The organism is Methylobacterium sp. Leaf91 (assembly GCF_001422815.1).
In the GTDB taxonomy this organism is placed as follows: Bacteria; Pseudomonadota; Alphaproteobacteria; order Rhizobiales; family Beijerinckiaceae; genus Methylobacterium.
On sequence record NZ_LMMP01000003.1, the window covers coordinates 111,034 to 130,826 of the forward strand.

Annotated in this window: 17 protein-coding genes; 13 read left to right on the forward strand and 4 right to left on the reverse strand. The window is 67.1% G+C overall.

Annotated elements, in window-relative coordinates; all coding sequences use genetic code 11:
- Positions 1 to 90 precede the first annotated feature (90 nt).
- The 3 genes from ASF32_RS04045 (at position 91) to ASF32_RS04055 (ending at position 3,127) form a co-directional block, all read left to right on the forward strand.
- On the forward strand, positions 91 to 1,032 hold the full coding sequence (locus ASF32_RS04045) for a DnaJ C-terminal domain-containing protein (RefSeq protein WP_056423910.1): 942 nt from the start codon (positions 91 to 93) through the stop codon (positions 1,030 to 1,032).
- 114 nt (positions 1,033 to 1,146) lie between these two features.
- Complete coding sequence (gene fabI / locus ASF32_RS04050) at positions 1,147 to 1,992, forward strand: enoyl-ACP reductase FabI (protein WP_056423911.1); 846 nt, start codon at positions 1,147 to 1,149, stop codon at positions 1,990 to 1,992.
- A gap of 94 nt (positions 1,993 to 2,086) precedes the next feature.
- Positions 2,087 to 3,127: a hypothetical protein gene (locus ASF32_RS04055; protein WP_056423913.1), complete on the forward strand. Its 1,041-nt coding sequence runs from the start codon at positions 2,087 to 2,089 to the stop codon at positions 3,125 to 3,127.
- Positions 3,128 to 3,150: 23 nt separating this feature from the next.
- Here the strand turns inward: ASF32_RS04055 and ASF32_RS04060 are convergent, their stop codons facing one another.
- Both ASF32_RS04060 and ASF32_RS04065 read right to left on the reverse strand, forming a co-directional pair.
- Positions 3,151 to 4,305, reverse strand: coding sequence for an AAA family ATPase (locus ASF32_RS04060; RefSeq protein WP_056424482.1), 1,155 nt, complete (start codon positions 4,303 to 4,305; stop codon positions 3,151 to 3,153).
- A 72-nt stretch (positions 4,306 to 4,377) separates the two neighbouring features.
- Positions 4,378 to 5,076: an MOSC domain-containing protein gene (locus ASF32_RS04065; protein WP_056423915.1), complete on the reverse strand. Its 699-nt coding sequence runs from the start codon at positions 5,074 to 5,076 to the stop codon at positions 4,378 to 4,380.
- Positions 5,077 to 5,212: 136 nt separating this feature from the next.
- On the opposite strand from ASF32_RS04065, the gene ASF32_RS25095 reads away from it, so the two are divergent.
- Entirely contained in the window at positions 5,213 to 5,743 is a 531-nt protein-coding gene (locus ASF32_RS25095; RefSeq protein ID WP_056423917.1) for an XRE family transcriptional regulator, read from the forward strand.
- Between the two features lie 24 nt (positions 5,744 to 5,767).
- On the opposite strand, the gene ASF32_RS04075 is transcribed toward ASF32_RS25095, so the two are convergent.
- Complete coding sequence (locus ASF32_RS04075) at positions 5,768 to 6,757, reverse strand: polyphosphate kinase 2 family protein (protein ID WP_156467676.1); 990 nt, start codon at positions 6,755 to 6,757, stop codon at positions 5,768 to 5,770.
- A gap of 182 nt (positions 6,758 to 6,939) precedes the next feature.
- On the opposite strand from ASF32_RS04075, the gene ASF32_RS04080 reads away from it, so the two are divergent.
- The 4 genes from ASF32_RS04080 to ASF32_RS04095 all read left to right on the forward strand — a co-directional run bounded on the left by ASF32_RS04080 (position 6,940) and on the right by ASF32_RS04095 (position 12,341).
- Positions 6,940 to 7,524 (forward strand): histidine phosphatase family protein, encoded by a 585-nt coding sequence (locus ASF32_RS04080; protein ID WP_056423919.1) that lies wholly within the window; start codon positions 6,940 to 6,942, stop codon positions 7,522 to 7,524.
- Between the two features lie 153 nt (positions 7,525 to 7,677).
- Entirely contained in the window at positions 7,678 to 11,796 is a 4,119-nt protein-coding gene (locus ASF32_RS04085; RefSeq protein WP_082470446.1) for a Pls/PosA family non-ribosomal peptide synthetase, read from the forward strand.
- A gap of 54 nt (positions 11,797 to 11,850) precedes the next feature.
- Entirely contained in the window at positions 11,851 to 12,063 is a 213-nt protein-coding gene (locus ASF32_RS04090) for a DUF5397 family protein (RefSeq protein WP_056423920.1), read from the forward strand.
- Positions 12,063 to 12,341, forward strand: a complete 279-nt coding sequence (locus ASF32_RS04095; RefSeq protein ID WP_056423922.1) for a virulence factor — start codon at positions 12,063 to 12,065, stop codon at positions 12,339 to 12,341. The genes ASF32_RS04090 and ASF32_RS04095 overlap by 1 nt, the downstream gene beginning before the upstream one ends.
- A 133-nt stretch (positions 12,342 to 12,474) precedes the next feature.
- Here ASF32_RS04095 and ASF32_RS04100 read toward each other — a convergent pair whose 3' ends face one another.
- Entirely contained in the window at positions 12,475 to 13,131 is a 657-nt protein-coding gene (locus ASF32_RS04100) for an alpha/beta hydrolase (RefSeq protein ID WP_056423924.1), read from the reverse strand.
- Positions 13,132 to 13,396: 265 nt separating this feature from the next.
- Between ASF32_RS04100 and ASF32_RS04105 the strand changes: the two genes are divergently transcribed.
- The 5 genes from ASF32_RS04105 to ASF32_RS04125 all read left to right on the forward strand — a co-directional run bounded on the left by ASF32_RS04105 (position 13,397) and on the right by ASF32_RS04125 (position 19,695).
- Entirely contained in the window at positions 13,397 to 14,557 is a 1,161-nt protein-coding gene (locus tag ASF32_RS04105; RefSeq protein WP_056423926.1) for a cysteine desulfurase family protein, read from the forward strand.
- A 74-nt stretch (positions 14,558 to 14,631) separates the two neighbouring features.
- Entirely contained in the window at positions 14,632 to 16,101 is a 1,470-nt protein-coding gene (gene sufB / locus ASF32_RS04110; protein ID WP_056423928.1) for a Fe-S cluster assembly protein SufB, read from the forward strand.
- 195 nt (positions 16,102 to 16,296) lie between these two features.
- The gene (gene sufC, locus ASF32_RS04115; protein ID WP_056423930.1) at positions 16,297 to 17,049 is read left to right on the forward strand and encodes a Fe-S cluster assembly ATPase SufC; all 753 of its coding nucleotides are present in this window, start codon (positions 16,297 to 16,299) and stop codon (positions 17,047 to 17,049) included.
- Positions 17,050 to 17,051: 2 nt separating this feature from the next.
- Positions 17,052 to 18,374 carry a Fe-S cluster assembly protein SufD gene (gene sufD, locus ASF32_RS04120; protein WP_056423931.1) on the forward strand — a complete coding sequence of 441 codons (1,323 nt, stop codon included), beginning with the start codon at positions 17,052 to 17,054 and terminating at the stop codon, positions 18,372 to 18,374.
- A gap of 76 nt (positions 18,375 to 18,450) precedes the next feature.
- On the forward strand, positions 18,451 to 19,695 hold the full coding sequence (locus ASF32_RS04125) for a cysteine desulfurase (protein ID WP_056423934.1): 1,245 nt from the start codon (positions 18,451 to 18,453) through the stop codon (positions 19,693 to 19,695).
- Positions 19,696 to 19,793: the final 98 nt, after the last annotated feature.

A 19,793-nucleotide genomic window follows, 5' to 3' on the forward strand; every position in this document is an offset into this window, starting at 1 on the left:
AGAAGCAACAGCCATTCCACATAGCGGAAGATTTCGACAGGGAGCGGGCATGAGCCCGGCCCCGTGCGGCACCGAGACCGATAACAGACGATGCGCAATCCCTACGACGTGCTGGGTGTGGCCAAGGGCGCCAGCGAGGCCGACATCAAGAAGGCCTATCGCAAGCTCGCCAAGGCCTACCACCCCGACACCAACAAGAACGATGCCAAGGCCAAGGACCGTTTCTCGGAGGCTAACAGCGCCTACGAGATCCTCGGCGACGCGACCAAGCGCGCCCAGTTCGATCGTGGCGAGATCGACTCCGACGGCAGGCCTCGTGCGCCATCCGGCTTCGATGGGTTCGGCGGCTTCGGTGGTGGCCCGGGCGGCGCCCGCTCCGCGGGCTTCGACTTCGAGAGCGCCGCGCGCAGCCGGGCCGGTGGCGGCGGGATCGGCGAGGATATCTTCTCGCACCTGTTCGGCGACACGTTCCGGGGCGGTGCCGGTGGCGGTCCGGGCGCGAGGGGACCGATGAAAGGCGAAGATCTCGCCGCCGAACTCTCCGTGACCCTCGAACAGGTGGCGAGCGAGGAGAAGCTGCGCATCTCCCTCGGCTCACGCGACGTGGACGTGGTGATCCCCAAAGGCGTCGTGGACGGGCAGACCATCCGCCTGCGTGGCCTCGGCAACCCGGGCGGGCCACGCTCCTCGCCAGGCGACGCCCTCCTGACCATCCGCATCCTGCCGCATCCGCGCTTCACCGTGGAGGGGGCGGATCTGCGCACCTCCGTCGACCTCGCCCTCGAGGATGCGATCCTCGGCGGCCCGATCCGCGTGCCCACCCTCACCGGCGCGGTCGAGATGCGTGTTCCGGCCATGACGAGTTCGGGCCGGACCTTCCGCCTGAAGGGCAAGGGCCTGCCGAAGAAGGATGGCACCCGCGGCGATCTGTTCGCCACCACGGCGATCTCGCTGCCCGCGAGCGAGGACGAGAACCTCATCGCCTATGCCAATGCGCGTCGAGCGGCCCGCACCGGCACTGGACAGGCGTAGGCCCGGACTTCCGTCACCGGCGCACCTCCGCTAAGGATGCCTCGGCGCGAGCGCTTCCCCCCAGGTCCGGACGGGTCCGCTCCGGCGCGCGACGGCCTCTCGCTCAGGTGACCCATGGCGGATACGAACCCGGTACACGATCACGTCGGCGGCCTGCTCGCCGGGAAATGCGGTCTGGTGCTCGGTGTCGCCAACAACCGGTCCATCGCCTGGGGCATCGCCAAGAGCGCCCATGCGCATGGCGCCAAGCTCGCCTTCAGCTACCAGGGAGATGCCCTGAAAAAGCGGGTCGAGCCGCTGGCGCGCGAGCTCGATGCCCATGTGGTGGGGCATTGCGACGTCACCGACGGCGCCTCCATCGATGCCGTCTTCGCTGAAGCCGGCCGTCTCTTCCCGCAGGGGATCGACTTCGTCGTCCATTGCATCGCCTTCTCCGACAAGGATGAGCTGACCGGCCGCTATGTCGAGACCTCGGAGGCGAACTTCACCAAGTCGCTGATGATCTCCTGCTACTCGTTCACGGCGGTGGCTCAGCGGGCCGAGAAGCTGATGCCCAATGGTGGCTCGCTCCTGACCCTGACCTATTACGGCGCCGAGAAGTGGATGCCGCATTACAACGTCATGGGCGTCGCCAAGGCGGCGCTGGAAGCCTCCGTGCGCTATCTCGCGGCCGATCTCGGCCCCTCGAAGATCCGCGTCAACGCCATTTCGGCGGGGCCGATCAAGACGCTCGCCGCCTCCGGCATCGGCGACTTCCGCTACATCCTCAAGTGGAACGAATACAACGCGCCCCTGCGGCGCACGGTGACCATCGAGGAGGTCGGCGAGACCGCGTCCTATCTCATCTCCGACATGTCGCGCGGCATGACGGGCGAGATCCTCCATGTGGATGCCGGCTACCACGTCGTCGGCATGAAGAACCCGGACGCCCCGGACCTGAGGCTCGACAGCAAGGAGTGAGGTGGGCCGCGAGCGCTTCGCGCCGTCCGCCCCGGGCGAGTAGGGCGGAACACCGACCCGGTCCGGGGCCGCTTTCCGCCGAGGCCCCGTCATCGTGAAGACTCGCCCTGACTTCGATGACGCGGCCTCCGCCGGGATCATCACCTTCGATCAGGCACGCGCCCTCGCCGCCTTCTACGCCGCGCAGCCGGGCCGCGGCGCGGCCTTCGATCTCACCCATGTGCTCTGGTATGCCGGCGCCTTGGTGGTCATCGGGGCGATGGGCCTGTTCTCGACCCTAGCCTTCGGGCTGATGGGCGGACCGGCCCTCACCGCTACCGCCCTGATCTACGCCGCCGCCTTCGTCGCCGCCGGGCGGCACCTTCGCATCGCGCACGATCTGCCGGTCCCCGGCGGCCTCCTCATCGCCTGCGCCGTCGCCATGACGCCGCTCGCCGTCTACGGCCTGCAGGAGAGCTGGGGTTGGGGCGAGCAGGGCCGGCCGGGCGCCTATCGCGACGTCTTCGCCTGGATCAAGGGCGGCTGGGTGCCCATGGAAGCGGCGACGCTCCTGACCTCGGCCATCGCCCTGCGTGCTACGCGCTTCGGTTTCATCACGGTGATCGCGGCGGTGGCCCTATGGTTCCTGTCCATGGATATCGGCCTCTGGGCCACGGGGCCGGATCTCGACTGGGAAACCCGCCGGACGATCTCGCTCTGGTTCGGATTCGGCCTCATCGCCTTCGCCTGGGCCGTGGACCTACGCCAGAAGCGGACGGATTACGCGTTCTGGCTCCATGTTGCAGGCATCCTCACCTTTTGGGGCGCGGTGACGTGGCAATTCTCCGACAGCGAGGTGGCGAAGGCGCTCTACGCCCTGATGAACGTCGCACTCATCGGCCTCGCCATTTTCCTCTCGCGGCGGATCTACGCAGTGTTCGGCGCCATCGGCGTCGCGCTCTATCTCGGCGATCTGGCGAGCCGGGTGTTCAAGGACTCGCTGCTCTTCCCCTTCGCGTTGTCGCTCATCGGTCTAGGCCTGATCGGCCTCGGTATCCTCTACCAGCGCCATGCCGACAGGATCGGCGGGGCGATGATACGGACGCTGCCGGGATCTCTCCGGCGCTGGCGGCCCGACCACGGCGACAGGGCATGACCAGCTGCGCTTGAGAGCCCCCGTCACGCGTCGTCGGCTTCCGCGAACTCTCCCGACAGCTTGAGCCCCTCGATCCAGGTCGCCCCCTCCCGCTTGACCACCCGGCGGGGCGACACGCCGCCCTGCTTTCCGATGGCGTCGGCCAGCCGCTCCGAATGGGTCACCAGCCAGACCTGGGTGCGACGCGACGCGGTCACGATCATTCGTGCCAGGGGATCGAGCAGGTCCGGGTGGAGGCTCGTCTCCGGCTCGTTGAGGGCGATGAAGGGCGGGAGCCGGTAGGCGAGGAGGGCCCCGGCGAGGGCGAGGTAGCGAAGCGTCCCGTCCGACAGTTCGGCGGCCTCGAACACGCGCTTGGGGTAGTCGGGAAAGACCATCCCGAAGCTCGCCTCGCGGCCGGGCGACGGGATGACGAGGCGCGCGCCGGGGAAGGCATCGGCCACCGCCCCGTCGAGATCGACGGTGTCCTCGCGGATGTGCCGGAGGGTGGCGAAGACGGCGGCGAGGTCGGATCCGTCCGACGACAGGGTCGGCGTGGTGACGGCGAGGCAGGGTCGGCGCAGGGCCGAGGCCGCGTCGGTGCGGAAATCGTGGTGGAAGCGCCAATCCAGTAGCGCATGCCGGACGAGATGCAGTTCGGGAAACGCCACCGCGTCCTGAAGTGCCGCGAGCGCGGTTTCGGTGGCGAGGAGACTCGAGCCGAGCGAGCGCTTACGGCCGTCATCGCCGCGCACGAAGCCGGAAGGCCCGTCACGCTCGAGCATGACCGACGGCCGCCGGCCCGACAGGACGGTGAGCCGCTCCCGCTTGATCTGCGGTTCGAGCCGGAAGGCGGCTCCCCTGGGGCCGTCCTCCGACTGGGGCACCAGACCGACCTCGATCTCGTATCCGTAGGCGACGGACGCAGCCTCGTCGCCGAGCTCGACGGACCATCCCACCCGCACCGGCCCCTTGCCGCTGCGTGGTCCGGCCCAGACGACCGAGTCCATCCCGCCTTCCGCCGCGAGATCACGCACCAGCGTGCCGGCGGCGGCGGCCTGCAGGCGTTCGAGCGCCCGGTAGAGGTTGGTCTTGCCGACACCGTTGCCACCGATGAACACGGAGAGAGCTTCCACCGGGAAGCCAATACGCCTGAGGGACCGATACCCGGTGGAGGAGATGTTACGGACGGTGAGCATGGGGCCGCCTTCGCCGAAGATGCGGGGCCAGTCGAAGCGCATGCGGCCATCGCGAGCAAGCGCTCGGGAGGGTCAGGCGGTGCTTGCATCTCCCTGCAGCCGGGGTTTCCAATCTTCCACCTGGCCCTTGTCGAGGCGTCGTGCGGCAAGGGTTCGCCAGGACGTCGACAGGGATGGCAGGGCGGCGATCTCAGCCAGCGCCGCCCGATCGAGCCGGTCGACATAGAAGACCCGCAGCAGCCGCGACAGCGGCCAGTCCGGGTGCGCCCGTTCCACCAGCGCGAGATCGTCTCCGGCCCCGACCATGCCAGTCTCGATGATGCGGTAATACCAGCCGGTCCGCCCGGTCTTCTGCACGCGCACGGCCATGTCGGTCACGCCAAACCGGGCGTTCAGCTTCCAGCACGGCTGACGGGCCTGGCTTACCTGGAGCAGGGCGGTACCGGCGCGCCAAAGGTCACCGATGCAGATGTCGGCCTCGGTGAGCCCGTGGGTCGAGAGATTTTCGCCGAAAGCACCCGGCCGCTCGACCAGGGCTGGCGCTCCGGGAAGGTCGGCTCGCCAGGCCGGAGCATGATCGAGGGGATAGTGATGGACAGCCTTCTCCGGCCCGCCATGGTTACGACGATCCGCCTGCTCGTCGCCGTCCAGCCCCTCGAACCCGATCCGCACAGGGCCGGCCGAGGCCGACTTATCGATGCCACTGGGCTTCCCGGTCGAAGCCAGAGGCGCGACCCGCCCCACCAGCACGGCCTCGATCATCACACGCATGGTCACCCCACCGAAATCACCTACGACAAACCATGAGACAACTTGTTGTCTCATGAGGCCCTCGTTGTCCCGCGGTCTTCGATTTGTCAACGGCGCATCGCGTTGCCGACCCGGTGAAAGCCGGTCATGTGGGGGCATGTCGGTCGCACAACGCATCCGGGCGCTTCGACGCCGCAGCCATCTCACCCTCGATGCCCTCGCCGCCCGCGTCGGGGTCCACAAGGGCCACCTGTCGCGCATCGAGCGCGGTCAGAAGGCTCCATCCCCGGCCACGTTGGAGGCCATCGCGATGGGACTCGGGGCGAGCATGTCCGAACTGTTCGGGGAGAAGGCCGCCGCAGACGACGTGATCGTCGCGCGCGCCTGGGCCAGGATCACGACCCGTGACGCCGGTTATGCGGTTCACGCTCTGCTGCCGGCCGAGGCGGGACGGGCCGCCGCTCTGTACATGGTCGAACCGGGCGAGACGTTCCTCACCGAGGATCGTCCTACCCATGGCGGCCAGGAGATCGCTTATGTCCTGGCAGGGGAGGTCGAACTTGTCGTGGCGGACCGCAGCGTCGTCCTCGGTATCGGCGACTGCGCCACCTACGATGGCGGCCTGCCGCACCGCCTCCGCCGCCTCGGCAGCGCACCGGCATCGGTGCTGGTGATCATCACCGGCTGAGGCGACGCAGCGGCATCGTCCCCCTCAATCCGGCACCGTCAGCTCAGCGATGCCCGGCTGAGCGTCCGGATAGCGCGGGTCCATCGCCTCCAGGGTGTTGGCGATGGTGCGGGCGACGAGGAGGTTGCGGTACCATTTGCGGTTGGCCGGCACCACGTGCCAGGGCGCGTGCGGGGTGGAGCAACGGCTCAGGGCATCCGTGAAGGCGCTCTGATAGGCGTCCCAGGATTGGCGCTCGACGAGGTCGGCCGCATCGAATTTCCAATGCTTCTCGGGGTCGGCGATCCGCGCCTCCAGGCGCTCCTTCTGCTCGTCCTTCGAGATGTGCAGGAAGAACTTCAGCACGGTGACGCCCGACAGGGTCAGCATCCGCTCGAAATCGTTGATGAGGTCGTAGCGCGGCCGCCATACGTCCTCCGCCTCCAGGGATTTCACCCGCACCACGAGCACGTCTTCGTAATGGCTGCGGTTGAACACGCCGATCATGCCGCGCCCCGGCACCTTGGCGTGGTAGCGCCAGAGGAAGTCGTGATCGCGCTCCTCTGCGCTCGGAACCTTGAACGACCACACCCGGCACCCTTGCGGGTTCACCCCCTCGAAGACCGAGCGGATGGTGCCGTCCTTGCCGCCGGTATCGATGGCCTGAAGCACCACGAGGAGGCTGCGCCGATGTTCGGCATAGAGCCGCTCCTGCAGTGCCTGGATGCGGTTATGCTCGACGAGAAGCGCCTGTTTGGACGCCTCCTTGTCGAGCCCGCCATCGGCATCGGCGTCGATCGCGGCCAGATCCAATGCTTCGCCCGGCTGAACCGTGACGATGCCCGCGGCGGCGCAGGAGGCGATGGAGGCCGTGTCGATCGGGCTCGCGCGGTCGGGATACCGCATCGCCGAACGAGCCCAGGCGGCGGAGGAGGGCGGCTTGTCCGATTCGGGCCGGCGGGCCGGCGGCTTGGGTTTATGTCGACCCATGTCGTCCGATTGGCCCGAATGCCGCTTGCCGCGCTTCTTCGACATGATCACAACTCACCTTATACGATATTCAATCGATGCAGCGGGCACCGCATGGGCGAGCCGCCTCTCCGGGAAGGCGACCCGCCGATGCCCGTAACGCGTGGAGCAACCTTGAGCGCGACAACGATCCGCGGCCTTGGCCGTTCCGGGACAGCGCGGCACGCCGCCATGGCCGGCCGGCGCGCATGACGGTGTATTTCATCCGGCACGGCCAGACCGACTGGAACGCGGCCGGCCGACTCCAGGGCCAGCGCGACGTGCCCCTCAATGCCACGGGCCTGGGCCAGGCGGAAAGCGTGGCCGAGCGCCTGAAAGCCGTAGCGGGCGACAGCCTCAGCGAGGCCCGGTTCGTCGCGAGCCCGCTCCAGCGCACACGGCAGACGATGGAAGTCCTCCGGGCCCGCCTCGACCTCGGACCGCAGGACTACGCCGTCGATGCTCGGCTGAAGGAAATCAACTTCGGCACCTGGGAAGGCTCGACCTGGGCCGAGATCCGTCGGCGTGACAGCGGCAGCGCCCTGGCGCGGGACCGCGACCGTTGGGGCTACCGCCCGCCCGGCGAGCATGGCGAAAGCTATGCCATGCTGGTGGAACGGGTGAGACCGGCGATCGCCGAGTTGCAGCGGCCGGCGGTCATCGTCGCTCATGGCGGCGTCGCCCGCGCGATTCTGGTGATCCTGGGCTATGCCAGCATCCGCGAAGCACCCCGGATGGCGATCCGCCAGGGCAGCGTCCTCGTCCTGGGCCGGGCCCGCTGGCACTGGGCCTGACGTGCTTTCTCCGTGAAGACCAGTTCTAGGCGGCTCGGCAAACGTGCTAGAGGGCGCGACCACATCGGGGCGCCGCGTTTTCGGCACGATCCGGGCGCCTAACCCGGTCAAAAGGACGGCCTCGCAGCGGCGGGGCCGGCAGCGGAGCATCGGATGAGCAGTCTCGCCGAGACGACCCGGCCTCGGGCGGAGTCGTTTGTGGACAAGGCCGAATGGGGCGAGACCGGGTCGCATAGCGGCGGCGGAGCGCCGGAGCGTAAGGCCGTACTACGCGGGGAGAGCCGCCCGGACCTCATCCGGGACGAGGTTCTGGGAGAGATCTTTTCCGACAGCGCCCGCCTGCGCCCGGACCATCCCGCCATCATCGACGGCGCGAGCCGGGACGCGGCCGGCCGTCATCCCGCCTTTTCCTATGCCGAGGTCGAGGCTCGCGCGGGCGCCATCGCCCGTGGCCTCGCGCATCGCGGAATCGGCCCCGGCGACGTCGTCGGACTCTGGATGGCGCGGGGACCCGACCTGCTGATCAGCCAGATCGGGATCACGATGTCGGGAGCGGCCTGGCTGCCCTTCGACGCCGAGGCACCGGCCGATCGCGTCGCCGTCTGCCTAGACGATGCGGAGGCGAAGCTGCTCCTGGTCTCGCCCGCCCTCGCGCCCCAGGCGCCGGCGGCCAAGCCGGCCCTGACCCCGGAGGCGCTTCTCGCCGAAGTGCCGTCGGATGCGCCCCGTCCCGACCCGCGCGGTGCCGGCCTGACCCCCGCGCATCCCGCCTACCTGATCTACACGTCCGGCTCGACCGGGGTGCCGAAAGGCATCGTCATCAGCCACGCCAACATCTGTCACTTCCTGCGCTCGGGGAACGCGCTCTACGGGATGCGGCCCGACGACGTGGTGTTCCAGGGCGCCTCGGTGGCGTTCGATCTCTCCATGGAGGAGATCTGGGTTCCCTATCTGGTCGGCGCGACGCTGTTCGTCGCCAGCCCGGCGATGATGGGCGATGTCGAGGCGCTGCCCGACATCCTGACACGGAACCGCGTCACCGTGCTCGACACGGTGCCGACGCTGCTCGCCATGCTGTCACAGACGCTGCCGAGCGTCCGCCTCGTGCTGCTGGGCGGCGAGGCCTTGCCGGAGCCCCTGGTCGCCCGCTGGGCCACGGGATCGCGGAAGCTGTTCAACACCTACGGTCCGACCGAGGCCACTGTGGTCGCCACCGCCGCCGAGATGCGGCCGGGCGAGCCCGTCACCATCGGCGGGCCGATCCCGAATTATTCCGTCTATGTGGCCAGCGAGAGCCTGGACCTGCTCGGCCCCGGCCAGCAGGGCGAACTTCTCATCGGCGGCCCCGGCGTGGCGGCCGGCTATCTCCAGCGGCCCGAGCTGACGGCGGAGAAATTCGTCGCCAACCCGTTCCCCTCCGACGGGACCGACCCGGTGCTCTACCGGTCGGGCGACGCGGTCTCCCTCGATGCGCAGGGGCGGATCGTCTTCCACGGCCGCATCGACGACCAGGTCAAGATCCGCGGATTCCGGGTGGAGCTCGGCGAGATCGAATCCCGCATCCAGGCGCAGGCAGGCATCAACCAGGCGGCGGTGGTCCTACGCCAGGACGATGGCGTCGACCGCCTCGTCGCCTTCCTGATCCCCGAGCGGGGAACGGAATTCGACAAGGCCGCCCTGCGCCACACCCTCGCCGAACAGATGCCGCCCTACATGGTGCCGGGGCATTTCGAGGTGGTGGAGGTGCTGCCGCGCCTGACCTCGGGCAAGGTCGATCGCAAGGCTTTGCGCATCGCCACACTCACCGTCGCCGACCTGTCGGGCGAGCAGGAGCTGCCCGACAACGAGACCGAAGCGGCGATGCTGGCCGCCGCCAAGCAGGTTTTCGGCAACCAGCCGATCCCGTTCGAGGCCGATTTCTTCGCCGATCTCGGCGGCCACTCGCTACTCGCGGCCCGGTTCGTCGGCGCCGTGCGCGAGGCGCCCGCCCTCGCGGCCATCACCCTGCAGGACGTCTATACCCGGCGCACCCTCCGGGCCATGTCGGAGGCGCTGATCGAGCGCACCGGCGGCGTCGGCACCCAGATGGCCGTACGCGACCTCGGATTCGTGGCGCCGCCGCTCCTGCGCCGCATCCTCTGCGGGACCGCGCAGGCCATCGCCCTGCCATTCGTCATCGCGCTCGCCACGTCGCAATGGCTCGGAATCTTTGTCACCTACCTGCTGCTCACAGGCGGCTCGCTCGGCTTCTTCGGCGAGATCGCTGTGCTGCTGCTGGTTTATATCGGCATCAACGCCGTCACCGCCTGCATCGCGATCAGCGCCAAATGGCTGATCCTCGGGCGGACCAAGCCCGGCCGCTACCCGCTCTGGGGCGTCTATTATTACCGCTGGTGGCTGACGCAGCGGCTGACCCCGCTCGTCCACGTGAAATGGCTCCAGGGTTCGCCCGCCATCGCCATCTACCTGCGACTCCTCGGCGCGAAGATCGGTGCCGATGCCCTCATCTCCGATATCGAGGTCGGCGCGCCCGACCTGCTCAGCGTCGGAGAAGGGGCCTCCCTCGGCGGCCGCCTCGTCATCGCCAATGCCGAAGTGGTGGGCGACGAACTCATCATCGGCACCGTCAGCATCGGCGCCGATGTGGCCATCGGCACGTCCTGCGTCATCGGCCCGGACACGACGATCGGCGATTTTGCCGAGATCGCCGATCTCACCACGATCCCCACCGGCACGGTGGTGGAACGCGCCGAGCAATGGGACGGCTCACCCGGCCGCAAGGTCGGCATGGCCGACCCTTCCGTCCTGCCCGAGGCCGCCCGGGCCTCGCCCCGCCGGCGCGCCGGCTTCCTCGCCGTCTACGCCTTCCTGCTCGCCGCCATCCCGGCCGTGGGTCTGCTGCCGATCTTCCCCGCGTTCTACATCTTCGACCAGCTCAGCGATTCACTCAGCGACATCACCGATGTCGACTACCACTGGTATCTGCCGCTGCTGACCTGGCCCACCGCCATGCTGATGACGGCGGGCACGGTGCTCCTCATCGCCGGCATCCGCTGGCTGGTGCTGCCGCGGGTCTCGTCCGGCACCTACTCGGTGCATAGCGGATTCTACCTGCGCAAATGGGCCGTGGCGCTCGCCGCCGAGGTGACGCTGGAGACACTCTCCTCACTCTTCGCCACCGTCTACATGCGGGCCTGGTACCGGCTGATGGGCGCGCGGATGGGGCAGGGGGCGGAGATCTCCACCAACCTCGCCGGACGCTACGATCTGGCGGATGTCGGCGCGCGCAACTTCATCGCCGACGAGGTCGTGTTCGGCGAGGAGGAGATCCGCCGGGGCTGGATGCACATGCATCCCGTGAGCACCGGGGCCCGCGTCTTCGTCGGCAACGACGCGGTAGTGCCACCGGGCGCCGTGATCCCCGACGACATGCTGGTGGGCATCAAGTCGAAGCCGCCCGCCAACGACCTGATGGCGCCGGGGGATACCTGGTTCGGCTCGCCGCCCATCAAACTCCCCTCGCGCCAGAAGGTCGATCTCGGCTCCAACGCGCAGACCTACGAGCCCGGCATCGGGCCGAAGCTCCGGCGCGGCATCTTCGAGGCCTTCTCCACCTCGTTCTCGCCGATGCTGTTCATCACCCTCGCGATCTCGGCCATCGACTTCTACTTCTACCCCGCCATCCTGGCTCAGGACTGGACCGGCCTCGCCGTCAGCTTCGTCGCCGTCAGCGTCGCCATCGCCTTCATCCAGTCCTTCACGGTGATCGGGGTGAAATGGCTGCTCATGGGGGCCTACCAGCCCGGCATGCAGCCGATGTGGTCATGGTGGGCCATGCGCACCGAGGCGGTGGCCGTGCTGTACTGGGGCTTGGCCGGCAAGGTTCTGCTGGAGCACCTGGTCGGCACGCCGTTCCTGCCCTGGATGCTGCGCCTGTTCGGCGCGAAGATCGGCTCTGGCGTCTGCATGCTCACCACCGACATCACCGAGTTCGACTGCGTCACCATCGGCGACTATTCGGTGATCAACCGGACCTCGGCCCTGCAGACGCATCTCTACGAGGACCGGATCATGAAGGTCGGCCGCGTGGTGGTGGGCAAGGGCGTATCGGTAGGGGCCTTCTCGACGGTCCTCTACGACACCAAGGTCGGCGATTACGCCCGCCTGCGCCCGCTCACCATCGTCATGAAGGGCGAATCGATCCCGAGCCATTCGGAATGGGAAGGCGCGCCGGCAGTGCCGGTGATTCACGCAAAGACGGCGGGGGCCTGACTCGGGGCCTGCTCTTCCCGTTGGACGGTCCGCAAAAACCTGTAGGATGACGCCATGAACAATATGGCACCTGTTTCACTTCCAAACCTGCAGGGCCTCGTCGGGACGTGGCGGCGGTTCGGCCAGGTCGGTCCCGTCTACGAGATCGTCAGTGTGGGCGATACGCCTGCGGATGGCGATCGGATCGTGCGCGTGCGCGTGCTGGAGACCAGCGAGGAGATCAATTATCGACTCGCTGACGTCTTGGACGATCCCAGAGAGCGCTGATGTTCGCCATTGCGTTCGATCTCGTGGTCGCAGAGGCTCAGATCCATCATCCCAAAGGCGTGTCGCAAGCCTATACTGACATCCGCACCACGCTTTCCGGGCATGGTTTCGACTGGGTGCAAGGAAGTCTCTACACCAGCAAGGACGAGGATCTGGCTAAGCTGTTCTCGGCCATCACGGCCCTGAAGGGGCTGAGCTGGTTTCCCCTATCCGTGCGCGACATCAGGGCCTTCCGTGTCGAGCAATGGTCGAATTTCACCGCCTTGATCAAGGGTTAGGCGAAGCCCGGCATGTCTCGGCCGATTGCCGGGCATGACGTTCCTCCGATCGAAAAAAGCCGGCGGAGCTTGGCGCCACGCCGGCTTTTTTAAAGAAGAATCGCTGGCGACGGATCGATCCCGTCCGTTTGTCTCACCCTACCTGCTCTTTCGGGCCGAGCCTCTTGTCGAGATAGGTGTCGACCGTCTGGGTCAGCTCGTCGACCTTGCCGTCGAAGAAGTGGTTGGCGCCCTCGACCACCTGATGCTCGATGATGACGCCCTTCTGCACCTTCACCTTCTCGATGACCGGCATCACCTCGCGGGCCGGAGCCACGCGGTCCTCGGAGCCGTGCACGAACAGGCCGGAGGACGGGCAGGGGGCCAGGAAGGTGAAGTCGTAGCGGTTGGCCATGGCCGCGATTGAGATGAAGCCCTCGATTTCGGGGCGGCGCATGAGAAGCTGCATGCCGATCCACGAGCCGAACGAGACGCCGGCGATCCAGCAGGCCCGCGCCTCGGGATTGACCGACTGCACCCAGTCGAGCGCCGAGGCCGCATCGGACAATTCACCCGTGCCATGGTCGAAGTTGCCCTGGCTGCGGCCGACGCCGCGGAAATTGAAGCGGAGCGCCGCGAAGCCGCGATTGGCGAAGGTATAGAAAAGATTGTACACGATCTGATTGTTCATCGTCCCCCCAAACTGGGGATGCGGATGCAGCACGATCGCGATCGGCGCGCCCTTCTTCTTGGGTGCCTGGTAGCGCCCCTCGAGACGGCCGGCGGGTCCGGTGAAGATGACTTCGGGCATGGTCTTTCCAAAACTCCTGGCGCCGCTCGCTGAAAGCAACCCATCCTGTCGGCCAACGCGCCTTGACTCGGAGCGCCGCACTCTTAAAAACGCTCTTAGAATAATTCTAGGTGATTAGAATAATTCTAAACTGACTCGTTTCCAGAGACTTGGGATCGGTCGCCCCTCGAGGCTCGGCGCTTGGCGAAGACGTGTGGTGCCGGGGCCTTAGCATGATGACGGGGGGCAAAAGCAAGGAAATGTGGGTTCGGGCCTTGACCAACGCATGACTATTTCGCGCGCCTATCTCGATCACAACGCGACATCTCCGGTTCGTCCGGAGGTGGCGGTAGCGGTCGCGCGCGCGCTGGAACTGCCCGGCAACCCCTCGTCGATCCATCACGAGGGCCGTGCCGCCAAGGCTGCGTTGGAGGCCGCGCGCGACCAGGTCGCCGCCCTGATCGGCGCTGGCCAGAGCCGCGTCATCTTCACCAGCGGCGGCACCGAGGCGGCGAATGCAGTCCTGTCGGGCGCTCTGATCAGGACCGGAGCCGCGGCGCCGACACGTCTCCTGATGAGCGCCACCGAGCATGCCTGCGTCGGGGCGGGACACCGCTTCGCGCCCGGATCGGTGGAGATCGTACCGGTTCACCCCTCCGGCCTGATCGACTTGGCCGCACTGAAGCAGGCCCTGGAGCGAGCGCGCGACGAATCGGTGCTGGTCTCCGTCCATGCGGCCAACAACGAGACCGGCGTGGTCCAGCCCCTCGCCGAGATCGTCGCCCTGGCCAAAGCGCATGGCCGTGCCCTCGTCCATAGCGACGCAGTGCAGGCGGTGGGGAAGATCCCTCTCGATTTTGCGAGGCTCGGCCTCGATGCCCTCACCCTGTCCGGACATAAATTCGCCGCGCCGAAGGGCACCGGCGCGATCGTGCTCGCCGAAGGCGTCGCGCTGGATCGGGCTTTCATCCGGGGCGGCGGCCAGGAATCGCGGCAGCGCTGCGGAACCGAGAACCTGCCGGGTCTCGTCGGCCTCGGCGAAGCGGCGCGGATCGCTCGGGTGCATCTGGCCGGCATCGATGCCGACCTCCGAAACGGGACGGAAGCCGCCCTTCGTCGCATCGCCCCGGATGCCGTCGTCTTCGGGAGCGGTGCGCCAAGGCTCCCCAATACCCTGTGCTTCGCCGTGCCGGGACTCAATGCGGCAACGGCGCTGATGGCGCTGGATCTCGCCGGAATCGCCCTCTCGTCCGGGTCGGCTTGCTCGTCGGGCAAGGTCGCCCGCTCGACGGTCCTGGCCGCCATGGGCGTGAGCCCCGCGCTGGCTGCGGGGGCGCTCCGCGTCAGTTTCGGCTGGAACAGCGCGGAAAGCGACCGCTCACGCTTCCTCACGGCCTTCGAACGGCTGGTGGGGACCCTATATCAACGGCGAGGGCAGGCGGCCTGAAGCGCCGCCCATCCCAAGCCATCCTCTCGCGAAAACCCCGGCCCTTGACGCCGGTGTAGGTCAGGAGACGTGCAATGCCTGCAGTGCAGGAAACCATCGACCGGGTCCGCTCGATCGACCTCGACCAGTACAAGTACGGGTTCGAGACCACGATCGAGATGGAGAAGTCCGCCAAGGGCATCTCCGAGGACGTGATCCGCTTCATCTCGGCCAAGAAGGACGAGCCCGAATGGATGCTGGCCTGGCGCCTCGACGCCTACAAGCGCTGGCAGACCATGCAGGAGCCCGACTGGGCGCGGGTCTCCTATGACAAGGTCGATTATAAAGACATCTACTACTACGCGGCGCCCAAGCGCCCGGCGGCGATGTCTCTCGACGAGATCGACCCCGAAATCCTGAAGACCTACGAGAAGCTCGGCATTCCCCTGCGCGAGGTCGAGGTGCTGGAGGGCATCGCCCCCGAGCGCCGGGTCGCCGTCGACGCGGTGTTCGACTCGGTCTCGGTGGCCACCACCTTCAAGGCCGAATTGTCGAAGGCCGGCGTGATCTTCATGCCGATCTCGGAAGCCATCCGCGAATACCCGGACCTGGTGCGGAAGTATCTCGGCTCGGTCGTGCCCGTGACCGACAACTTCTTCGCGACTCTGAACTCCGCGGTCTTCTCCGACGGCTCGTTCGTCTACATCCCGCCGGGCGTGCGCTGCCCGATGGAGCTGTCGACCTATTTCCGCATCAACGAGCGCGACACGGGGCAGTTCGAGCGCACGCTGATCATCGCCGACAAGGGCTCATACGTCTCGTATCTCGAGGGCTGCACCGCCCCGAAGCGCGATGACAACCAGCTCCATGCCGCTGTGGTCGAACTCGTCGCTCTCGATGACGCCGAGATCAAGTACTCGACGGTCCAGAACTGGTATCCGGGCGACAACGAGGGCAAGGGCGGCATCTACAACTTCGTCACCAAGCGTGGCGACTGCCGGGGCGCCAACTCGAAGATCTCGTGGACCCAGGTCGAGACCGGCTCGGCCATCACCTGGAAGTACCCATCCTGCATCCTGCGCGGCGACAATTCCCGCGGCGAGTTCTACTCGATCGCGGTGTCGAACGGCATGCAGCAGGTCGATTCCGGCACTAAGATGATCCATCTCGGCAAGAACACGACGAGCCGGATCATCTCGAAGGGGATTTCCGCCGGGCGTTCGCAGAACACCTACCGCGGCCTCGTCTCGGCGCACCGGAAGGCGACGGGCGCGCGCAACTTCACCAACTGCGATTCGCTGCTCATCGGCGACCAGTGCGGCGCGCACACCGTGCCGTATATCGAGTCGAAGAATTCTTCCGCGCAGTTCGAGCACGAGGCCACCACCTCGAAGATCTCGGAAGACCAGATGTTCTATTGCCAGCAGCGCGGCCTCTCCAACGAGGAGGCGACCGCCCTCATCGTCAACGGCTTCGTCCGCGACGTGCTGCAGCAGCTGCCGATGGAGTTCGCCGTGGAGGCCCAGAAGCTGATCTCGATCAGCCTCGAAGGCTCGGTGGGGTAGGGCGGTTTTTCCCTTCTCCCCTCTGCGGGAGAAGGTGGCCCGCGAAGCGGGCCGGATGAGGGGTGCGCGCGACCCGGAGGGGTCGCCCCCTCTTGCGGGACTTCGTACCGATCCGCCCGCTCCGTAGGCACGCCCCTCTCCTCGGATGGGAAAGGGTCGCTCCGCGTTTCAAGTTTTAGAACGGACTTTGCTGCAATGATCGAAATCAAGAACCTGACCGTCGCCATCGAGGACAAGCAGATCCTCAACGGTCTCAACCTCACCGTGAAGGACGGCGAAGTCGCCGCCATCATGGGCCCCAACGGCTCCGGCAAGTCGACGCTGTCCTACGTCATCGCCGGCAAGGAGGATTATGAGGTCCTCGACGGCGAGATCCTGCTCGACGGCGTGAACATCCTCGAGATGAGCCCCGACGAGCGCGCCGCTTCCGGTGTGTTCCTGGCCTTCCAGTACCCGCTGGAAATCCCGGGCGTCGGCACCATGACCTTCCTCAAGGCGACGCTCAACGCCCAGCGCCGGGCGCGCGGCGAGGGCGAACTCTCCACCCCCGACTTCATCCGCAAGGTGAACGGCGCGGCGGAGAAGCTTGAGATCAACAAGGAGATGCTCAAGCGCGCCCTCAACGTCGGCTTCTCCGGCGGCGAGAAGAAGCGCATGGAGATCCTGCAGATGGCTCTACTGGAGCCGAAATTCTGCGTGCTCGACGAGACCGATTCCGGCCTTGACATCGACGCCCTTCGCATCGTCTCCGGCGGCGTGAACGCGCTGCGCGCGCAGGGCCGCTCGTTCCTCGTCATCACCCACTACCAGCGCCTGCTCGACTACATCGTGCCGGACGTGGTCCACGTGATGTCGCAGGGCCAGATCGTGAAGTCGGGCGACAAGGACCTCGCCAAGGCGCTCGAGGCTTCCGGCTACGCCGAGTACCGCACGGGCGAGGCCGCCTGATCATGGCCGACATCACCCCGCTCCGCACGGCGGCCGAGACCGCACTGTCGAAACTCTTCGAAGCCACGAAGATGAAATACCCCACGGGCGTGTCCATCGCTCGCGAGGAGGCCTTTCGCTATTTCGAGGCGGTGGGCCTGCCGACCCGCCGGGTCGAGGCGTTCAAATACACCGATCTGCGCTCGGCGTTCCGCGATGCCGCTCACCCGGCCGAGATGCCCTCATCCGACACCGCCAAGGCGGCGGTCGAAGAGGCGAAGGGCTTTGCCGGGATCGAGGCCGTGCGCCTCACCTTCGTGAACGGCCACCTGATCGCAGACCAGTCGGATCTCGGCCGTATCCCGGCCGGCATCACCGTGACTCCGCTCAACGAGGCGCTGACCGTCGGGAACGCGCTTCTGGAGAAACTGACGCCCGTTCGTCAGGCCTCTGAGAACCCGATCTACCAGCTCAACACCGCCTTCCTGGCGGATGGCGCGTTGATCAGCGTGGAGGCCGGCGCCAAGGTCGAGACGCCGCTGCACCTGCGCTTCATCGGCACCGGCACGGAAGCCTACTCGACCGCCACCCGCGTGCTCGTAACGCTGGGCGAGGGCGCGGAAGCGCTCGTGTTGGAGAGCCATGAGGGGCCGGACGGTATCTCATACCAGCCCAACGATGCCATGGACGTGGTGGTGGCCGACAACGCCACCTTCCGGCATGCGCGCCTGAACGCGGAGGGCCGCGACGCCGTGGCCTTGTCGACGCTATCCGTGAAGCTCGGGGCCGAGGCCGCGGTGGAAACCGTGAACGTCGTGGTGGGCGCGGTGCTCTCCCGGCATCAGGTCTACCTGAACTTCGCCGGGGCCGATGCCCGCGCGGTGGTGAACGGCGCGGCCATGCTCAACGGCAAGCAACTCGCGGACACCACCTTCCTGGCCGACCATGCCGCCACCGGCGGCGTCAGCCGCGAGCTGTTCAAGACCGTGGTGGATGGCGAGGCCACGGGCGTGTTCCAAGGCAAGATCATCGTCCAGCAGGCGGCCCAGCAGACCGACGGCAAGATGATGTCGGCCTGTCTCATCCTGTCCGACGAGGGCCAGATGATGAACAAGCCCGAGCTCGAGATCTTCGCCGACGACGTCGCCTGCGGTCACGGTGCCACCTGCGGCGCGCTCGATGAAGATCTGCTGTTCTACCTGATGCAGCGCGGGCTGCCCAAGGCCCAGGCCGAGAGCCTGCTGGTCCAGGCCTTCCTCGGGGCGGCCATCGAGTCGGTCAGCCACGAGGGAGCGCGCGAAGCTCTGGTCGGAACCGTCGAGGCGTGGCTCGCGGCGCGCGGCTGATCGCATTCCGACAGGCCCCTTCCCCCTCGCATCGGGGGGAAGGGTTGCGCGCGCCGGACACCCAACAGGTATCGCCATGAACGCACCCGTCCCGAACACCCCCTACGACGTCCAGGCGATCCGGGCCGAGTTCCCCATCCTGGCCCAAAAAGTCTACGGCCGGCCGCTGGTCTATCTCGACAACGCGGCCTCGTCGCAGAAGCCGCGCGCGGTCATCGACGCCATGGTGAATTGCATGGAGACCGGCTACGCCAACGTCCATCGCGGCCTGCATTTCATGGCGAATGCCGCGACCGAAGGGTTCGAAGGCGCGCGCGAGACCACGCGGCAATTCCTCAACGCCGACTCCACCGACGAGATCATCTTCACCCGCAACGCCACCGAGGCCTACAACCTCGTGGCCTCCTCCATGGGGCTGCTCGGCCAGATCGGGGAGGGGGACGAGATCATCCTCTCGATCATGGAGCACCATTCCAACATCGTGCCCTGGCACTTTCTGCGCGAGCGGCGCGGTGCGGTGATCAAATGGGCGCCGGTGGACGACGAGGGCAACTTCCTCGTCGAGGAGTACGAGAAGCTGTTCACCCCCCGCACCAGGATGGTGGCGATCACCCAGATGTCGAACGTACTCGGCACGGTGACGCCGGCGGCCGAGATCGTCCGCATCGCCCATGCGCACGGGGTGCCGGTGCTCCTCGACGGGGCGCAGAGCGCGGTCCACCAACCCATCGACGTGAAGGCGCTCGATTGCGACTTCTTCGTCTTCACCGGTCACAAGGTCTACGGCCCCACTGGTATCGGCGTGCTCTACGGCAAGAAGGAATGGCTGGAGCGCCTGCCCCCCTATCAGGGTGGCGGCGAGATGATCCGCACGGTGAGCCAGGACGCGATCACCTATAACGATCCGCCGCATCGCTTCGAGGCCGGAACCCCCGCGATCATTGAGGCGGTGGGCCTCGGTGCGGCGCTGGAATTCATGATGGGGGTCGGGCGCGACCGGATCGCGGCGCACGAAGCGTCCCTCCTGGCCTATGCCCAGGAGCGCCTCGGCGCGATGAACTCACTGCGGATGATCGGCACCGCCAAGGGCAAGGGCGGCGTCATCGCCTTCGAGATGAAGGGGGCCCATGCCCACGACATCGCCACGGTGATCGACCGCTACGGCGTCGCCATCCGGGCCGGCACTCATTGCGCCATGCCGTTGCTGACGCGATTCGGCGCGACCTCCACCTGTCGCGCGTCGTTCGGCCTGTATAATACCCGTGACGAAGTGGATGCGCTTGCCGAGGCCTTGGCCAAGGCCGAGATGATGTTCACCTGAGACGAGATCCGGCGGCGAAGCCGCCGCGAGTGCGATTGCGCGCCGCCGCGCCTGCGGCGGTCGTCGCGAGTCGGAGACGATCGATCCGCGGCACTCAC